This is a genomic window from Algibacter aquimarinus (genome assembly GCF_039543265.1).
GTDB lineage: Bacteria > Bacteroidota > Bacteroidia > Flavobacteriales > Flavobacteriaceae > Algibacter_B > Algibacter_B aquimarinus.
Genome location: NZ_BAABJK010000007.1, coordinates 208,499 through 225,906, shown reverse-complemented (window position 1 = coordinate 225,906; position 17,408 = coordinate 208,499). Strand labels below are relative to the sequence as shown.

At 30.1% G+C, this 17,408-nt stretch carries 17 protein-coding genes; 4 read left to right on the top strand and 13 right to left on the bottom strand.

Annotated features, from left to right (window positions below; translation table 11 throughout):
- Positions 1-35: 35 nt before the first annotated feature.
- The 3 genes from ABD939_RS12070 to ABD939_RS12060 all read left to right on the top strand — a co-directional run bounded on the left by ABD939_RS12070 (position 36) and on the right by ABD939_RS12060 (position 1,560).
- Positions 36-359, top strand: a complete 324-nt coding sequence (locus tag ABD939_RS12070; RefSeq protein WP_345168946.1) for an ArsR/SmtB family transcription factor — start codon at positions 36-38, stop codon at positions 357-359.
- Between the two features lie 67 nt (positions 360-426).
- Positions 427-924 carry a DUF6428 family protein gene (locus ABD939_RS12065; protein ID WP_345168943.1) on the top strand — a complete coding sequence of 166 codons (498 nt, stop codon included), beginning with the start codon at positions 427-429 and terminating at the stop codon, positions 922-924.
- A gap of 12 nt (positions 925-936) precedes the next feature.
- Positions 937-1,560: an arsenate-mycothiol transferase ArsC gene (locus tag ABD939_RS12060; protein ID WP_345168940.1), complete on the top strand. Its 624-nt coding sequence runs from the start codon at positions 937-939 to the stop codon at positions 1,558-1,560.
- A gap of 6 nt (positions 1,561-1,566) precedes the next feature.
- On the opposite strand, the gene ABD939_RS12055 is transcribed toward ABD939_RS12060, so the two are convergent.
- From ABD939_RS12055 to ABD939_RS12025, 7 genes are all read right to left on the bottom strand, one after another.
- Positions 1,567-4,245: a carboxypeptidase-like regulatory domain-containing protein gene (locus tag ABD939_RS12055; RefSeq protein ID WP_345168937.1), complete on the bottom strand. Its 2,679-nt coding sequence runs from the start codon at positions 4,243-4,245 to the stop codon at positions 1,567-1,569.
- Between the two features lie 41 nt (positions 4,246-4,286).
- The gene (locus ABD939_RS12050; protein ID WP_345168935.1) at positions 4,287-4,979 is read right to left on the bottom strand and encodes a GLPGLI family protein; all 693 of its coding nucleotides are present in this window, start codon (positions 4,977-4,979) and stop codon (positions 4,287-4,289) included.
- A gap of 73 nt (positions 4,980-5,052) precedes the next feature.
- Positions 5,053-5,289: a hypothetical protein gene (locus tag ABD939_RS12045; RefSeq protein WP_345168933.1), complete on the bottom strand. Its 237-nt coding sequence runs from the start codon at positions 5,287-5,289 to the stop codon at positions 5,053-5,055.
- Between the two features lie 396 nt (positions 5,290-5,685).
- Positions 5,686-6,696: a carboxypeptidase-like regulatory domain-containing protein gene (locus tag ABD939_RS12040; protein WP_345168931.1), complete on the bottom strand. Its 1,011-nt coding sequence runs from the start codon at positions 6,694-6,696 to the stop codon at positions 5,686-5,688.
- Positions 6,686-8,515, bottom strand: coding sequence for a GNAT family N-acyltransferase (locus ABD939_RS12035; protein ID WP_345168928.1), 1,830 nt, complete (start codon positions 8,513-8,515; stop codon positions 6,686-6,688). Before ABD939_RS12035 ends, ABD939_RS12040 begins: the two co-directional genes overlap by 11 nt.
- A 22-nt stretch (positions 8,516-8,537) precedes the next feature.
- Positions 8,538-9,788, bottom strand: a complete 1,251-nt coding sequence (locus ABD939_RS12030) for an aspartate kinase (RefSeq protein WP_345168926.1) — start codon at positions 9,786-9,788, stop codon at positions 8,538-8,540.
- Complete coding sequence (locus ABD939_RS12025) at positions 9,788-10,267, bottom strand: GNAT family N-acetyltransferase (RefSeq protein ID WP_345168923.1); 480 nt, start codon at positions 10,265-10,267, stop codon at positions 9,788-9,790. The genes ABD939_RS12030 and ABD939_RS12025 overlap by 1 nt, the downstream gene beginning before the upstream one ends.
- 122 nt (positions 10,268-10,389) lie before the next feature.
- On the opposite strand from ABD939_RS12025, the gene fbp reads away from it, so the two are divergent.
- Positions 10,390-11,397, top strand: coding sequence for a class 1 fructose-bisphosphatase (fbp, locus tag ABD939_RS12020; RefSeq protein WP_345168920.1), 1,008 nt, complete (start codon positions 10,390-10,392; stop codon positions 11,395-11,397).
- 75 nt (positions 11,398-11,472) lie between these two features.
- Here the strand turns inward: fbp and ABD939_RS12015 are convergent, their stop codons facing one another.
- The 6 genes from ABD939_RS12015 to ABD939_RS11990 are packed head-to-tail and all read right to left on the bottom strand — an operon-like array spanning position 11,473 to position 17,301.
- Positions 11,473-12,450, bottom strand: a complete 978-nt coding sequence (locus ABD939_RS12015) for a T9SS type A sorting domain-containing protein (RefSeq protein ID WP_345168919.1) — start codon at positions 12,448-12,450, stop codon at positions 11,473-11,475.
- 1 nt (position 12,451) lies between these two features.
- A complete protein-coding gene (locus ABD939_RS12010; protein ID WP_345168917.1) occupies positions 12,452-13,477 on the bottom strand; it encodes a right-handed parallel beta-helix repeat-containing protein in 1,026 nt (341 codons plus the stop codon).
- A 46-nt stretch (positions 13,478-13,523) separates the two neighbouring features.
- On the bottom strand, positions 13,524-14,462 hold the full coding sequence (locus ABD939_RS12005; protein ID WP_345168916.1) for a hypothetical protein: 939 nt from the start codon (positions 14,460-14,462) through the stop codon (positions 13,524-13,526).
- Positions 14,463-14,476: 14 nt separating this feature from the next.
- A complete protein-coding gene (locus tag ABD939_RS12000) occupies positions 14,477-15,433 on the bottom strand; it encodes a DUF6175 family protein (RefSeq protein WP_345168913.1) in 957 nt (318 codons plus the stop codon).
- A gap of 15 nt (positions 15,434-15,448) precedes the next feature.
- Positions 15,449-15,976, bottom strand: coding sequence for a hypothetical protein (locus ABD939_RS11995; protein ID WP_345168912.1), 528 nt, complete (start codon positions 15,974-15,976; stop codon positions 15,449-15,451).
- Positions 15,977-15,996: 20 nt separating this feature from the next.
- Positions 15,997-17,301 (bottom strand): hypothetical protein, encoded by a 1,305-nt coding sequence (locus ABD939_RS11990; protein WP_345168910.1) that lies wholly within the window; start codon positions 17,299-17,301, stop codon positions 15,997-15,999.
- Between the last annotated feature and the right edge of the window lie 107 nt (positions 17,302-17,408).

The window sequence follows — 17,408 nt, the reverse complement described above, 5'->3', positions numbered from 1 at the left end:
TTTTAATTAGTATCTTTGTCTTCTAAACAAGAACTATGGGGGCGTCAAAAGTAGATATTTACTCTGAAAGCATAAATGCTATGGCTAGTATAGCCAAAGTTTTTGCGCACCCTGCACGCGTTGCAATTTTACAATATATAAGTAAGCAAGAATCTTGTATTTGTAATGATATTGTTGATGAAATTGGTTTGTCGCAACCTACAATATCACAACATTTACAAGTAATTAATAATGCGGGTTTACTTAAAGGTAATTTTAAAGGAAAAAGTATTTGCTATTGTTTGAATGTAGAACGATTTCAAGAATTTCAATCACAATTTAATGCCTTTTTCAATAAAACAAAATCTAATTGTTGTTAATGGAAGCAAATATGAGATCTCTCTTTTAGACTTGCTTAAAAGTTATTTAATTATATAATTTATAAAAATGAAAACACAAGAATTTTTCAATCTACTAGAAGAAAATAAGGACAAATCACTTTTGTTTGAGTACAAACCAAATGAGTTAGTGGGGGCAAATTATCATATCACGGAAGTAAAGCACATTGCAGTAGATTCTATAGATTGCGGAGCGCAAAGTGATTCCTGGAATGAAACGATTATTCAACTTTGGGAAAGTCCACTAGAAAAGGGAAAAACTGATTATATGTCGGTTTATAAAGCTTCCTCAATTCTCAAAAAAGTAGGGAAAATAAAAACGTATGATTTAGCTTCTGAAGTTAAATTCGAATATAGTAATTCGAATTTTCATACGGCTCAACTTTTTGTTAGTGATTTTGAATTATATGAAGGAAACTTAATTATTAAATTAGCCATTGAAAAAACCGATTGTAAAGCAAAAGAACTTTGTGGAGTCCCAGAGAAAGCAACTGAGGTGGCAGAAAAACTAGAATCTTGCTGCTCACCAAGTTCAGGTTGTTGCTAACTAAATTATTATATGAATAATACAATTTTATTTGAAACTATTTCTAGCTCTATTAAAACATTAGAAATAAATGAGATTTCAGAACAAAGAAAAGACATACTTAAACCTTTAATAGATTACTTGAAAGGTAAGATTGAGGCAGATAAACCTATTCGTTTAAATTTTATTTGCACCCATAATTCGCGTCGTAGCCATTTGTCACAAATTTGGGCACAAACTATGGCAGCATATTATAATATTAATAATGTATCTTGTTATTCAGGTGGTACTGAAGCCACTGCTATGTTCCCAAAAATTGGAGAAACTTTAACGAATCAAGGATTTAGTATTAATAAGCTTTCTGAGGGAAAGAATCCTGTTTATAGCATTAAGTTTTCAGAAAATGAACCTTCTATCATAGCGTTTTCAAAACAATTTAGTGATGATTTTAATCCAACTTCGGAGTTTGCAGCGATTATGACTTGCTCTTCTGCAGATAAAGGTTGTCCGATGGTTTTTGGGTGCGATAAACGTATTGCCATTACTTATGAAGATCCAAAAAAATCTGATGGAACACCACAACAAATAGAAACGTATTTAAAAAGAAGTTTACAAATTGCTACTGAGATGAAGTTTGTATTTTCTAGTATTACTTAGCAAAATCTATAATTTATAGGAGAGTTTAAACATAATAATTCTAGGAAGAATAAAAGTTTTACTATCACTTATTAAAAAATTATTAAATGAATTTTGTTGTTTGAAGGTCACATCAAAAAGATTGGTTGCATTAATCTCAAAACCCCAAGGGCTATCTTCTTTTTGATAAAATAGCGAAGTGTTTGCAGTATCAAAAGTATTTTTTATGCCATTGCTTTTATTTTGATAAGCATCAAAACTATAATCTGCTTTAAATATAAAATCCTTTAAAAAATCATATTCTAAGTTTATAAAAAACCTATCATTTTCAAAATTGGTTACATTTTCTAAAGACTTGTAATTGCTAAAATCTTTTGTGTAACCTAATTCAACATTAGGATAATTTTTAAAGAAGGTTTCTGCGCTGACAGTTGAAGATATAGATTTTGAAATATTTAAATTGGTTTCATCATTCAAAATTTGATAAAAATCATTGTAGTTAAAACGGCTATTAAAACTGTATTTTATTTTGTTTATCTTTTTAGAGATGTTACCACTTGTACTCCAACTATATTCTGGCAAATTAAATAAAATTTGCGTATTAAATTGATCTATTCCTTGTAATTGTGTTACATTTTTAAAGTGCTCTATTTTTTTATTTATGCTAGTAAAAACGTTTAAGTTTAAGTTTTTGAATAAGTTAAATTTGTAGTAGCTTAATGTTAGGGTGTGGTATAATTGATTTTCTAAGGTTGTATCACCTTTAAATACACTATTAAAACTATTTAGTATGAAATTATTAGCTAATCTATTAATAGATGAAAACCTAGCATTTAACTTATACTTAAGATTAAGCTTTTCACTAGTATTAAATTCAATTTTTGTGTTGAATTGGGGTAACAATACCGCTTTATTATTTGAAAATCTGTTGTTAAATTGTTTAGTGTTCCAATTATAAAAATGGTAGTATAGCATGGGTTTAAATGTGGCAATACCTATTTGGAATTTATATTCTAACCCAATAAACGTATCAATAAAATCATAACTAAAATCGTTACCAAAACCAGCTGAATTAAAATTATTAATTGTTCCATTGGTTAGTCTTTGTAAATCTTCATTAAAAAAACTATTAAAAGCCATATTTATACCAACACTAGTATAGATGTGGTTAAAATTATTTAACACCCAATAATCTTTTACAATGGCATTAAAATTATGGGCTTTGGCTTTTTTAGTTTGAAAAATAGCATAATTAGTATCTTCAACCAAAGGAATTAATCCTTGTAGAATTTGATTGTTTGTTAGCCATTCTGTTAAAGGCTTATCATTTTGAAAATTATATGTAGCTTCTAATGTTGCAGTATGGTCTTTTGATAATTTTCTGCTGTAGCTTACATTTTGTTTTAGGTTTATTCCTTTAATATTTGTGAGTGTATTAATGGTATTGTTTTGACTGGGATTAAGAGTTGTTGTAAACCCAACGCCATCATTATTAGTTACTTTTATAAAGCTGTTATAGGTAAGATCTTCATTATAACTAGGATTGTATTCTAAAGTTATTTTACCAATAGTAAAAAAGTTATTTAAATTATTTGTTACTGTTCTATCTTCTGTAAAAGGCGTGTTAAAATTTAGGTACTCATTTAAGGTATTGCTTTCGGTTTCAGTTTTGCTTCTTGAGCTAATAATATAGCCACTTAAATCTGTTACACTATTGATAGATTGCCTAATGTTTAAAGCCCCAAATTGGTTGGTATTTGCTGTGTAATCTTGATTATTTAAAAACTGAGCAAAATCACTATTAAATAAGTTGAAATAGCTCCCTGCATCATTTATAAGTTTGCCAAAACCACCTTCAAACTCTAAATAATCTCTAAAAGTGAAGCTTTTAATCCCTTGGTTATTTAAATCGCCAATAAAGTTCACATTGGTTTTTGGGCTGTAATAAAATAAATTAGGATGTATTAAATAACGGTCTTTAATACCTACGCCAACCTCAACATCACCAAAAGTAAATTTTTTCTTGTTTTCTTTTAGCTTAATGTTCATTGCCATATCGTCGTTGTCTTGCAAGCCTTTTAACATGGCAACATCGTTATATTTGTCTAGGATTTCTATTTTATCAACGGCATCGGCAGGGATATTATTTACAGCTAGTTTACTGTTGCCAGTAAAAAAAGTTTTGTCTTCAACCAATACCTTGGTTACTTTTTTGCCATTAACGTTCACATTTCCTGCTTTATCTACTTCAACCCCAGGTAGTTTTTTTAAAACCTCGCGTAATTTTCGTTCTTCGCCAGTAGCAAAAGCATCTACATTATAGGTAGTAGTATCTTTTTTTACGGTTATAGGAGGTGTGTAGTTTAAAACAACTTCATCTAATTGATTTAGGTTTTCCTTTAAAACAAAATTTTTAGTTATATCTTGATCTTTAGTTAAGATAGTTAAGGTTTGGGGTTTAAAGCCTAAATAACTTATAGTTATCTCATAGTTTTGATTTTTGCTTAATCCTAATTTAAATGAACCATCATTCAAAGTAATGGCATGAGCAATCTGTTGATCCTCTCCTTTTGGTATGGCGAGTAAACTCGCATAGACTAATGGGTTTCGAATAGAATCAGTTACTTTTCCAGAAACTTTTATTTGCTGACTGTGAGAAGAAAATTCAACAATAAAAAGCAATAAAATAATTTTTAATTTTACCATAAATAATATTTCTAAAAACCCAGAGCGATTTTCTCAAAATATTAATCATAGAAAAAATTCTTAGTTCTTTTTTTCCAATCTTCATAGGTTATTTTTTCACCCTCTGAAGGTTTTTCTATTGGAACAAACTCTAAATCGTTCAAGTCAACTTTATTGGCGAAGAATATATAATTTTTAAATTCAAGTTCTAATATAATACCAGGTAGTCCATTAAATTCTCTCGGCCCAAAGGGGAATGGCAACTCTGGAGCGTACCATGCTATTACATTATAGGAACTTTTACTATTTTTACGTATTGCCTTGTAACATTTAAATTGCCCTATTTTTTTTGTTTCTTTTGTAAGGACCCATTCATTTTTTCTTTCTACTATCCTTAACATCTCACCAGTAACAGATGAAGTCCTTATTAATTCTTTCTTATCAGAATAGTATGTGTTTTTTGAACCAGCGTAATGATATGTTAAGTTTACTTTCTTTTCGGCATCATTTTTTAATTTTTTTATAACATTATAGATAGATTCATTTTCAGTAAATTTTAAAGTAGCTTCAACATCATTTGCGTCTTCATAAAGCCATATCAATTCTTGAGCAGTTGCTGAAGTTTTTGCCTTTTCTTTTATTTTGGTAAGGTCTATGGTTTTTTGTTTGATTGTATATGTTATGGTAACATTATTTACTTTCTGCACCTTTACAAAAAAAGAAAGAATTAAAATTAATATTGTAATTTGTTTCATAGTTTGTTTTTTTAATTGAAAACTAACAAATCCTTTTTAAAAAAGGATTTGTTAGTGGTTCTACCGATAAAAATTAACAGTTTTGGTTGAGACATATAGTGTATAACGCCATATATGTTTCCATGTAGATATCATCTTCATTTTCTTCAGCGGCTTGGAGAACTAAATCTCTTGCTTCTTGTACACAATCACTAGCACATCCATCTTCTTCTTCGATTGTCTTTTCTATTAATTTGGATTCTGCAGAAATGTTAGAGAAACCTCCAACTAAAAAAACTGCAGCCATTAAGCATAAAACCTTTTTCTTCATAATTTCTAAATTTTAAACCAGCAAATTTTTGCATGACTGGTTGGTTAAACTAAATAATTGTTCAGTCTATAAAAATTTTAGTCTATGAATGTAGTCTATATCTTTTAGTTTGAGCAGTCTAAAACCTAAACCAGTTTGCTGTTTTTTAGTTTTAAGGGAGACATAAAAATAATCAGCGCTGATTTGTTGCAACATTTGCCCAAAAACATCATTTTATTATAGACTAAAACAAAACTTTGCTTTTGAACACAATAAATGTAAAAAAAAAAAAATAGGAAAAAGCAAACTATTTTGTAAAAAAATACACATTGTATCTAAAAGATATTAATTATTTACGGTTTTTCCGTAAAAAGTGTTTTTCAGATTAAAAATAGACTTGTATCAACGAATTTTATTTTACAATCCATAATCGATAGGCAGCAAATCCCCTACACGTTGATTTCCCATATATCCCGAAAACAATACCCTAGTTATATCAAAATAATTACCATATTTATCAATAATTATAAAGGGCTTAAGGAATGTGATTCTTGATTGATTTTTGTTATTGTGAAGTATAGAAACAGGTTTATCTAATAAAACACGCTTAGTAGATTCATTCAAAATTGGTTGTACCTCAAAGTGATCCCATGGGTTTGTTTTAAAACGCTTGTAAAAGATTTGATAATCATTTGTTTGTAAATCTTTATTATATAATGCTCTCATAAATTGCATAACTGAACCATCATATGCTTTTTGTCTATTTTTTTCAACTCTCTTTTCTTTGAAAGACTCAAGGTTTTTATAAAAAGTATTACCAGTGTAGACTAAAGATTTAATATTAAAAATGTTGTTTTTAGTCTCTACATAATTAAACTTTATGATAAAGGATTGAATGTCAAATTGAATTACATATTGTAGGAGTCTATTTTCAATAACTAGTGGTTCGATTGCACTAGTTGTTAATCGTTTTTCTTTTTTATTATAACGAAGAATTAGAGCATCTTCATTCAAAATTTTACAAGATCTTCCAAATTTTGACTGACCTAAAAATTCTTTTCTAAAAATTCTTAGTTTTTGTCTTCTAGTTAATCCATCATCTGCATTTATAACAACTTCATCTAGTACATTGTTTTGAGGTCTTAAATAAACTGTTTGATTTTTTTTCTGTCTGTAGTCCAAAATTGTTTTGGATTCATAACCTAAATATGAAATAACTAAACCAGATTTTATAGCTTCAGAATATATAATAGAAAACTCGCCATTCACATTTGTGGTTGTTCCTATAGTAGTGTTATCAAAATAAATAGATGCAGATTCAATAGGAGTTTTTGTTTTGAAATCTAAAACAACACCCGAAAAAGTTTGCGAAATACCAGCTATAGATGTAAAAAAAGAAACTAAAAAAACAATATGTTTAGCTTTCATTACTTTTCATGAATTTTTGCTCTAATTCTGCTTGAAACTCCTCCATTACAGGTCTTACAGTACTTTCGGGTAGGTCGGCAATTTTAATATACATTAAACCATCTACGGCATTATTAAAAAGAGGGTCTACATTAAAGGCTACAAGTCTTGCGTTTTGTTTTATGTATTTTTTTAATAATACAGGTAAGCGTAAAGCTCCCGGTTCAATTTCATCTATAAATTTGTCAAATTTATTTAAATCAGCTTCAGTTTCATCGAAAACAAAATCTTTATCGGCATCCTTAAGTTTTACTTTAAATTCTTTTTTAGGGTGAACATATTGGGCAATATAGGGGTCGTAATAATGAGATTTCATAAACTCAATCATCAAAGATTTTGAGAAATTTGAAAACTGATTACTAATACTTACACCACCAATTAAATATTTATGTTCTGGATAACGTAATGTGGTATGTACAATGCCTTTCCATAGTAAAAATAAAGGCATGGGTTTTTGCTGATACTCTTTAATTATAAAAGCACGCCCCATCTCGATAGACTGGCTCATCATTTTGTAGAGCTCAGGCTCAAACCTAAACAGGTCTTGTAAGTAAAAACCATCAATACCGTAGCGTTCATAAATTTTTGAACCTAATCCCATTCTGTATGCGCCTGCAATTAGTTTACTTTCGCTATCCCATAAAAACATGTGGTGGTAATACGTATCGAAAGCGTCTAAATCAATCGCTTCGTTTGTGCCTTCTCCAACTTCTCTAAAGGTTATTTCGCGGAGTCTACCAATTTCTCTGAGGATGTTCGGAATTTTTTCAGCGGGCGCTAAAAACACCTCATAGTTTTTACTTTTTAATAATCTAAAATCACCTTCATGCAAAACTTCAATTTCCTTTTGCATAATTGCCCGATCTATTGGTGTAACTATACGTTTAGGTATTTTAGGCGTTTTCAGAGTTGATGATATATTATCTAATATTTTCGATTTATCCTCAAATGAATTAGATAGCATATAAGTTTTTCGTCTTAAGAATTCTGAAAATTCGTCTAAAGTTTCATGTTCTTTTTGGTCACTAACTGAAATAGGTTTTCCAATTCTAACTTTAATAACACGGCGTTTTTGGGTTAGTAATTCTGATGGTAGTTTGGCTGTTCTAAAAGTGTCGCTAATTTTTGAAAGTTTATAAAACAACCTGCTATTCTTTGCATGAAAATAAATGGGTACTACTGGGACCTCAGCTTTTTTAACCAGTTTTATGGCGACTTCTTCCCAAGGTTTATCAACTACGAGTTTGCCATCTCTATAAGTAGAAACTTCGCCAGCAGGGAAAATACCAAGTGGATGCCCTTCTCTTAAATGAAGAATAGAGTTTTTAAATCCTGCAATGCTCGACTTTACATCTTTTCTGTCTTCAAAAGGGTTTACAGGCATTATGTAAGGCTTTAAAGGCTCAATACGGTGTAGTAAAAAATTAGCAATAATTTTAAAATCTTTTCGCTGTTCAAGCATTAACTTTAAAAGTAGAATACCATCTATACCTCCCAACGGATGATTGGAAATTGTAATGTAAGCGCCATCTTTTGGTAAACGTTTTAGGTCCTCATCTGGGATTTCAAATTTAATTTGAAAGTCATCTAAAATACCGTTTAAAAAATCTAATTCGTTTAGATGTTTATTGCGTTTATAAATTCTATTTAGCGTAGATATTTTTAACAATTTCATTAATAACCAACCAATAAATGTGCCTATAAATCCGTATTTGTCTAGCTGTATTGCTTTTGCAACTTCTTTAGCTGTTACAAGTCCGGTATTTTGTTGTTTGGTCATGATTGTAAATGTACTAAATTGTTTATTTAGTTACTAGTTGAACGGTTTCTTGAGTTAATTGTTTTAGTAACACGGTTTTATCACTTTCAATTTCAGTTATAACTTTATCGTTATAATGCCTGATGGTGTATAAAGAAACATTTTCATTACATGTTACTTTAAATTTTGCTTTTAGATGATGTAATAGTTTATCTAAATTATTAAAAATATTATCTACACAAACAGAAAAACTAATAGCTGAATTTTGAATAACATCAACCTTCATTTTATACTTGTGTAAAAGATTGAAAATATGACTAATATTATCTTCAACGATATATGAAAAATCTAATGATGATAGAGAAATTAAAACCTGATTTTTCTTAACAATAAAGCACGGGATTAAAGGCTCTAAAGCAACATTTTTACCAATTTTAGTTCCAGAGTTTTCTGGATATAAAAACGATTTTACAAAAAGTGGAATCTCTTTCCCTTGAAGCGGCTGTAATGTTTTAGGGTGAATAACAGAAGCACCATAAAAGGCTAATTCAATTGCTTCTCTATATGATATTTTGTTAAGTAATTGCGCATTTTCAAAATATCTTGGGTCTGCATTTAAAACGCCAGGTACATCTTTCCAAATGGTTACGCTTTCAGCATTTAGGCAATACGCAAAAATTGCTGCGGTATAATCACTTCCTTCTCTGCCAAGTGTTGTTGTAAAATTATTGGTGTCACTACCTAAAAATCCTTGAGTAATATTTAAAGTGTTTTTATTGAAATTTGATGATATTAAACTTTGAGTGTCTTCCCAGTTTACGTTAGCACGCCTATAATAATTATCTGTTTTTATATAATCTCTAACATCTAGCCATTCATTTTTTAATTGAATACTATTTAAATAATCACTAATTATAGTAGTTGAAACTAGCTCGCCAAAACCAATGGTCTGGTCGTAAACAAAATTATAATCTGGCGATTTATTTGAGTTTAAAAAAGCAGTTAACTCATTAAATAAATTTGAAACTTTTTTAAATGCAGGATGACTTTCGTTTTCGAATAAATCGAAAAGAATATCGTTATGGTATTTTATAATATCTTGAATAGAACTTTGTAATTCTCCTTTATTTTCAAAATAATTTTTAACGACGAATTCAAGAGCATTGGTTGTTTTACCCATGGCAGAAACTATAATAAGAGTTTTTGAATGCCCAACTTTTTTTAAAACTGAAGCTAGGTTTTTAACACCTCTAGCGTCTTTTACAGATGCTCCACCAAATTTAAATACTTGCATTATAATTTTGATATATAGTCTTTAATTCCTTGCTCATTTAAATGCACAACGTTCCAGTCTCGCTTAACATGAGCTCCTTTTTTTTCATAAAAAGTAATTGCGGGTTCGTTCCAATCTAATACTTCCCAATTAATACGTTTAACTCCTATATCATTTCCATATTTTATTACTTCATCTAAAAGCGCAGTACCAATTCCGGTGCCTCTCATGGCTTTATTTACAATTAAATCTTCTAAGTGTAAAACTTTTCCTTTCCAGGTAGAATATCTGAAATAAACTAAAGCAATACCTTCAATTTGATTGTTAGTTTCTGCTACAAAACATTCAAATTGAGGGTTCTTTCTAAAACCATCATTTTCTAAATCATTCACTGTTATCTCAACAGCATCTCCTTCTTTTTCAAACTCAGCTAATTGTTTTATAAGTTTATGTACATGTAACATATCCTTTTTTTCAGCACGTCTTATTGTAAAATCCATAATCCATATTAATGTTTTTCAAAGATACTTTAAAGTTAAATACATAGCAGTACATATCTACTGCGAAAACGATGTAGTTTGTTAAAATTTGTGCATATTTGTATAAACAAACAAATTTATTTATGGCTCATAAAAAGCAAACTCTAGGAGAATTCATCATTGAAAATCAATCTTCATTTAAGTACTCCTCAGGCGAACTGTCAAGTCTTTTAAACTCCATTCGTTTAGCAGCTAAAGTGGTAAACCATGAAGTTAATAAAGCTGGATTAGTTGATATAATTGGAGCTGCTGGTGATACTAATATTCAAGGAGAAGATCAGCAAAAATTGGATGTTTACGCAAATGAAAAATTTATTCAGACCCTTACAAAACGAAATATTGTTTGTGGAATTGCTAGTGAAGAAGAAGATGATTTTATAGCTATAAATAGTCAAGATGAAAATCACCAAAATAAATATATTGTATTAATTGATCCTTTAGATGGATCATCAAATATAGATGTAAATGTTTCAGTTGGAACCATTTTTTCTATATACAGACGTGTTACCCCTGTTGGAACGCCAGTTATTCTTGAAGATTTTTTACAAAAAGGAAGTGAACAAGTGGCTGCTGGTTATGTTGTTTATGGGACATCAACCATGTTAGTGTATACCACTGGAGATGGAGTTAATGGTTTTACGTTAAATCCAGCAATCGGATCTTTTTATCTGTCTCATCCAGCAATGCAATTCCCAGAAAGCGGGAATATCTATTCTGTAAATGAGGGTAACTATATTCATTTTCCTAAAGGTGTAAAAGATTATATAAAATATTGTCAAGCAGAAGAAGATGACAGACCTTACACATCCAGATATATAGGATCTTTAGTATCCGATTTTCATAGAAATATGATAAAAGGGGGGATTTATTTATATCCTCAAAGTTCAAAAAACCCAAACGGAAAATTACGTTTGTTATATGAATGTAATCCTATAGCTTTTTTAGCAGAACAAGCTAATGGAAAGTCTAGTGATGGATTTATGAGAACTATGGATGTAGAACCTACTGAGCTTCATCAGCGTGTACCATTTATTTGTGGAAGTAAAAACATGGTTGAAAAGGCTGAAGAGTTTATGCGTAATGCCAAATAAACTTAAAATAAATTCATAAAAAAATGCGAACCTTTGGGTTCGCATTTTTTTATTATCAACATGGTAGGTAATAGTTTAAATTTTAACTATCTTAAATGAAGAGTTACCTAATGGTGTATCTAAACTTAAAATATGTATACCAGATTTTAAATTAGTAAGGTTTAATATTTTAGTGTTTTCTGAACTTTCATATACAGTTTGTCCTAAATTATTGTAAATTTTAATTTTATTAATAGGAATGTTATTAGGTGTATCTATGACTAAACTATTGGAAAATGGATTAGGATAAAGTTTGGTAAGTTTAAACAAACTATCATTGTTACTAAGATTTGAATCCACAATAAAACCAGCTGAATCGTAAATAGACCAATCTCCGTTTGAGTCTTGTACCCTAATATAAAAAATATGATCTCCTTCTGATAATCCAGTTGAATCAATATTTAGTGTTTGATTAGTTAATGATGGATTACCAAATGCTATCGATGTTCCATTTCCAATACCAGGATCTGTATCTATAAAATATTCTGCAGCATTTACTTCATCAGGCGTAAAATCAAAATCTTTAATGTAAATAATTTGCCTATCATATAAACTCCAATTATTAGCATTGTCTTGAGTTCTTAAATAAAAACTATGAAAACCCTCAGGTAAACTTGTAGTAGGAATTGAAAATATTTGTGCTAATTGCCCAGAATTGGTATCAATACTCAAAGCAGTTCCATTGCCAACCCCAGGGTCAGTATTAAAAAAATATTCTGCAGCAGTTATAGTAAATGTATCAAAGCTTTTTAGGTAAAAGGTTTGTCTATCATATAAACTCCAGTTGTTATCACTGTTATACGTTCTTATATAAATACTGTTAAACCCTTCAGTAATACTAGTGGTAGGTATGTTGAAAGTTTGAGATAGTGTTCCTGAATTACTGTTTACTGTTAAAGTAGTTCCGTTTCCAACTCCAGGGTCAATATTAAAAAAATATTCGGCTGAGGTTATATTCTGTGACTTAGCAAAGAAACTAACCAAAATAAAAACCAATTGAATTAACTTTTTCATATTAATTTGCATTGGTACTTATGGTAACACTAAGGTTTGCTCCAGGAGCTATTCTATCAGTAATATCAGTTATTTTTACAGTAGGTATACCATTTGTGTAACCAAAATTATTGAAGGTAAAGGCGCTACCATCATATATTCCTATATCTACACCACCTACGCCATTACCAATAGCTGGAGAACCTGCTTGTAAATTGTAATCGTCAGTGCTATCATAAGAAGCATCATCAGCACTTACAAAATTCGGGTTCTGATTGTTAAGGTTATTAGTCCCATTTATGGTATTATAACTTCCAGAACCTATGTTATAAGTTAAACAATTTTGGTATAATACCCCTGATGAATCAATGTTTACTAATGAACTTGATGATTCATAAAAAATACAATTCTGAACCTCTAAATCGCCAGTAATAGAATCTTGATTTACAGGATAATATCTGCCAAGAAAAATATTGTTTTTAATTGTTACAGACTCATGAAATTTTATATAAATCCATCTGCGGATTATATTATTCGAAATAATTGTATTTTTAAAATTTGACCATATTGAGGTACTTGTGGCAATTCCATATAGTATATTTCCTCTGATAATCATCTGATTTATGCCCGCATATGCATCACCTGAGTAAATAATACCATCCTCAAAAAAATTGTTTTCAATAATGATATTATTCAGTTCTACTGTATTATTGTTGGCGTTTAGGTCATTTGTTATGAAGAAACCTGATATTCTTGTATTTGAAGCATTATCCAGTAACGTAATTTCGTCTATTAATGTTTTCTTGTCAGTATCTCCATGTGAGAATCCAATTAATGATAAAGATTTATCAATAGTAATATCTCCATAATTAATCTCAGAAGCATGTACGTAAATAATATCTCCATTACTTGCTGCGCTAATAGCACTTTGTAAATCACTATATTGGGCATTAGCACCAACAGAATTGTCTACCGTAATTGTATTCTGAGCTTTGACATAACATGCGAAAAGTAAAGCTGTTATTAAAAAAGATAATTTTATGTTCATAATTTCAATTATTGATTATTAGTTGTATTTATTATTTTGAGTTATTCTAATACCAACCTCTAATATTATAAGCAGGTTGTTGGTTTAAACCGTAAGCTACTCCTACGTCTCTTGCTGCTTGGATACTTGATATTTCTACATCCAATTCTCTAAGCTTGTACTGCCAATCTCTATCAAGTAACTCTTTAGCTTTAATACGTTCTGAAATGTTTTGATAAAGTGCTTTAACTTCACTGAAACAAGAAGCTTGTGGCTCAATGGTAGCTAGAATAGCACCAGCTTCATTAGCGGCATTTAAATCTTGATTTGCAGCCCATATACTGCTTGCTTCATTTAATTTACGTTTGCAGCCTACATTTATAGCTTTAATGTAAATAGGACTTATTTTGTTTTTTATTTTATTAAAACAAGAGCTTGTTTCTGGTACAGCAGCTAAAGCAGCTAAAGCCTCTTCATATTTGTTTTGAGCACTTAAAGCATCAACTTTTTTAAGAACTAAACCACAATTGTTATTGTAATATTCAATAACTCGTTTTTTACCATTTTTCACAAAGCTTTGAAGAATGGGGCTTTTTGGTTTTAATTGTCTAATAGCTGCTATATATGCCTTATTTTCGTTGGTACCTACACCTTTTGCTGATACCGTTTCACTTGTAAACAAAGTACCTTCAATACCATCGCCTATATAAAAAGTAACTTCTAAATTTAAAGCAACTTTTGGCGGTGCACTAGGCACAACATCTTTAGTTAAAACTATGATGTTTGGAGTAATTATAAATCTAGAATTATAACTATCACTACCAATTCCTTTACTTGTTATAATTTGATTTAATTTATTCTCAAGCATTTTTTTTGCAGATTGAGGAATGGACTCCATTTGTAATGGAATATAAGATCCTATAAAAATGCCGTCATAATTAATATCGTCTTGAGCTACTAATGTCAATGAACTTAGAAATATTAAGCAGTATATTATTTTTTTCATCTTTTTATTTTTAATTATTTTCCTCCTAAAATTATAGTTGCTCTACCTAAACCTTTCATAACTAATTTGTTAGGAATGTTGTAAGGAGGGCTCTTTAAAAATTTACTAAGTCCATTAGTATATCTTCTGGCATCAATTGCTCTATTCTTATCATTGTAAAGCGGAATTCTTACTTGTTCAAATAAAGCCATACTTTCAGTCATATCAGTTGTACTAAATCTTCCCTTTACAGTGTTATCAGCTAACCAATCTTCTATAATGTAACCAAGTTCTTCTCCATCAAATTCGGTTTCTAAATCACCATCCCAGTCATCCCATTTTTGTATACGGATTATAACTTCTCTTCCATTTTCAAACATATCATCAAAATGGGCTTGAAGCCTTTCAGTAAATTTATCCATATGAGCTAAAACTGCTTCAGATAATAAAACAGGTGTTTCGGCAGAAAAAGAAGGTGCACCTGTACCTGCAGCTGTAGCAATTTGTTTATCGGTGTAGGCGTCTAAGCCTTGAAGATTGAAAGTAATGGATTTTTTAGGCCCTGTTTTATTAACTACCCAAGTTAATTGCATTATTATATCAGCTTTAGCTACTTTTTTTAATGCATCAATAGGGCTTTCGGTTACACCACTTCCAGAATTTTTTGATGTACGAAGGTTGTCTTCGGCAGAATTAGATTTTAGAGTTTTAATTGCAGATTCCATATTTTTTAGTGGAAAACCTCTATCTGCCATCATTCCATTAATTTGACTAATAACCAAAAGAACATCAGTATCATTTTGAAATGCTTTTTGATAATCAGGTATTTGAACCATAGTCCCTTGATCATCAAAATTCAAAACATAGCCATTTTTTATACACCAAGCATCACTTGGCACAACCATAAGTGTTGGTTTTTTAGCTTGACCAAGAGCTATTGTTGTTATTAAAAAAAAGCAACAGATAATGTGTAATTGTATTTGTTTTTTCATTTCTATATTTTTAGATTAAAATCCTGATGTTAAACTTCTTACTATACCTTTAGCTTCAAGTCGTTTCCTTAATTGATCAACCTGAACATTAACTATAGCGCCAATTTTGTATTCTCTTCTACTTATTTTTAAACGGTCACCAGGAGCTATGTTCCCATCTGTTGCAGCTGATACATATTTGAGATACTCTCCGCCGTCAGCAAAAAAAGCATCAAAAAATTCGATAAATTTACCTTCTGTTTCAGCATCTTTTACCAATGGACTAAAAGATGTACAACCTTGACCGCCACCCGCATATCCTTTGAATATTATGCCGTGTACTGCATTTTTCATAGCATGAGAAATAGCATGTTTTGGGTTTTTAGAATAAGACCAAACCTTTACAAGTTTTGAGCCTAATTTTGCAATACCTTCACATTCAATGTCATAACGCCAAATTCGGGTATCTTTATTTGCTTTTTCATTTTTCCATTGGGCATTGGCAACAATACTAGTTGCTATAAATAGAACAAGTAGAACTAATGTTTTTGTTTTTGGTATCATATAATTTATTGTTTAAGAATTTAATTAATTTGTCTAATTAGCATGCCAGCATAAAATTTGTTTTTTGGGCCACTGAAAGTTGTATATTCTATATCTGAAGGGTTTTCTTCATTGGCATTATAGCGATTATCCCAGATAAGATCTTTATCAACTTTTATAATGCCTAAGCGTTTATATTCAATTACTCCTTCATTATTAAGTACTTGCTCTAATACTTCGTATTTATCTCCTTTTTCTAAATTTTCTTTTAAACCAATTTTTGCTGTTATTGGGTCTCCGCTAATCAATGGTGTTTTGGTTCTAAAAACCTCAAATTCTCTTTGCAGTTTTGCAATTACGTTATCAATAGCTCTTATTGTAGCTACACTTATTAACTCTGCGTTGTTTTTTTTAGAGAAGGAGGTGCTTTGTATATCAGCCCAAGAGGTTTCTGTGCCTATATATTCAAGTTTAAAAATGTTGGTATCATCAAAAGCTTTAACTTTTTCAGGATCAGGCGTATTGATATCAGACCAAAAATCATTGTAAAAGATTGCAGCAACTTCATCAGTCCATACTAGTTTATAAAGATGAGCTTTTGTTTTAATAATATAACCTTTTCCAGCAACTCCAACACCTTCAGATGTCAAGGCAGAAGTATTAGCTAATTTGTCTTTTCCTAATAATGAAGCTGTGTTAGATATACTTGACAATATGCCTTTTGCTTTAGTGGCTACTTCTTCTTTGTTAGTATATTTAAAGTCATTAACAATTACAAAAGTATTTTTTATAAGTGCTTCTCCTGCATCGGCTAATAATGCAGAACCACGTTCACTATTATTTGCAATTTTTACGTCCAAATCTGATGCATTGTAAAATCCGCGTTCAGCAATTAAGTCCATATTAAAATGCCCATCTTTATCTCGATTAAACCATTTTGCAATCATTTGTTTAGCTATTGCATGAGAATTTAAGTAATTAAGAATAGCTAAATGTTTATGGGCTTGTTCATCTGTTTTTTCATCAGATTTAATTTTAAGCTTAGAAAGTAAACTTTTCTTTTTTGGTTTATCTGCTTCTTTAGCTATAGGAGTAACATAAACAAAAGTGGAATCTGTTTTGTTAACTAATCGAGTACTAACAATATGATTATTAAATTTATCAATTAGAGGCGCATTAATAAATATTTTTTGAATAGTATCAATGTATTCTTGCTCAGGATCACTAATCATTAGTGTATGAAGAGAACTTCTTTTGTATTTTACATCAATATTGGTGTCTTGTGCGGATAAAAAATAAGATAATAGTAGTGCCGACAAAAGCACTAATTTCTTTTGAAAAATCATTTAAATTTCGTTTGGTTGTTAATAGTAATTTAAAATAATTCCATTGTGCTAAGCAATGGTTATTTTAAGTTAACGGGCTATTAAATGATTTAAAATCTTAGGGGCTT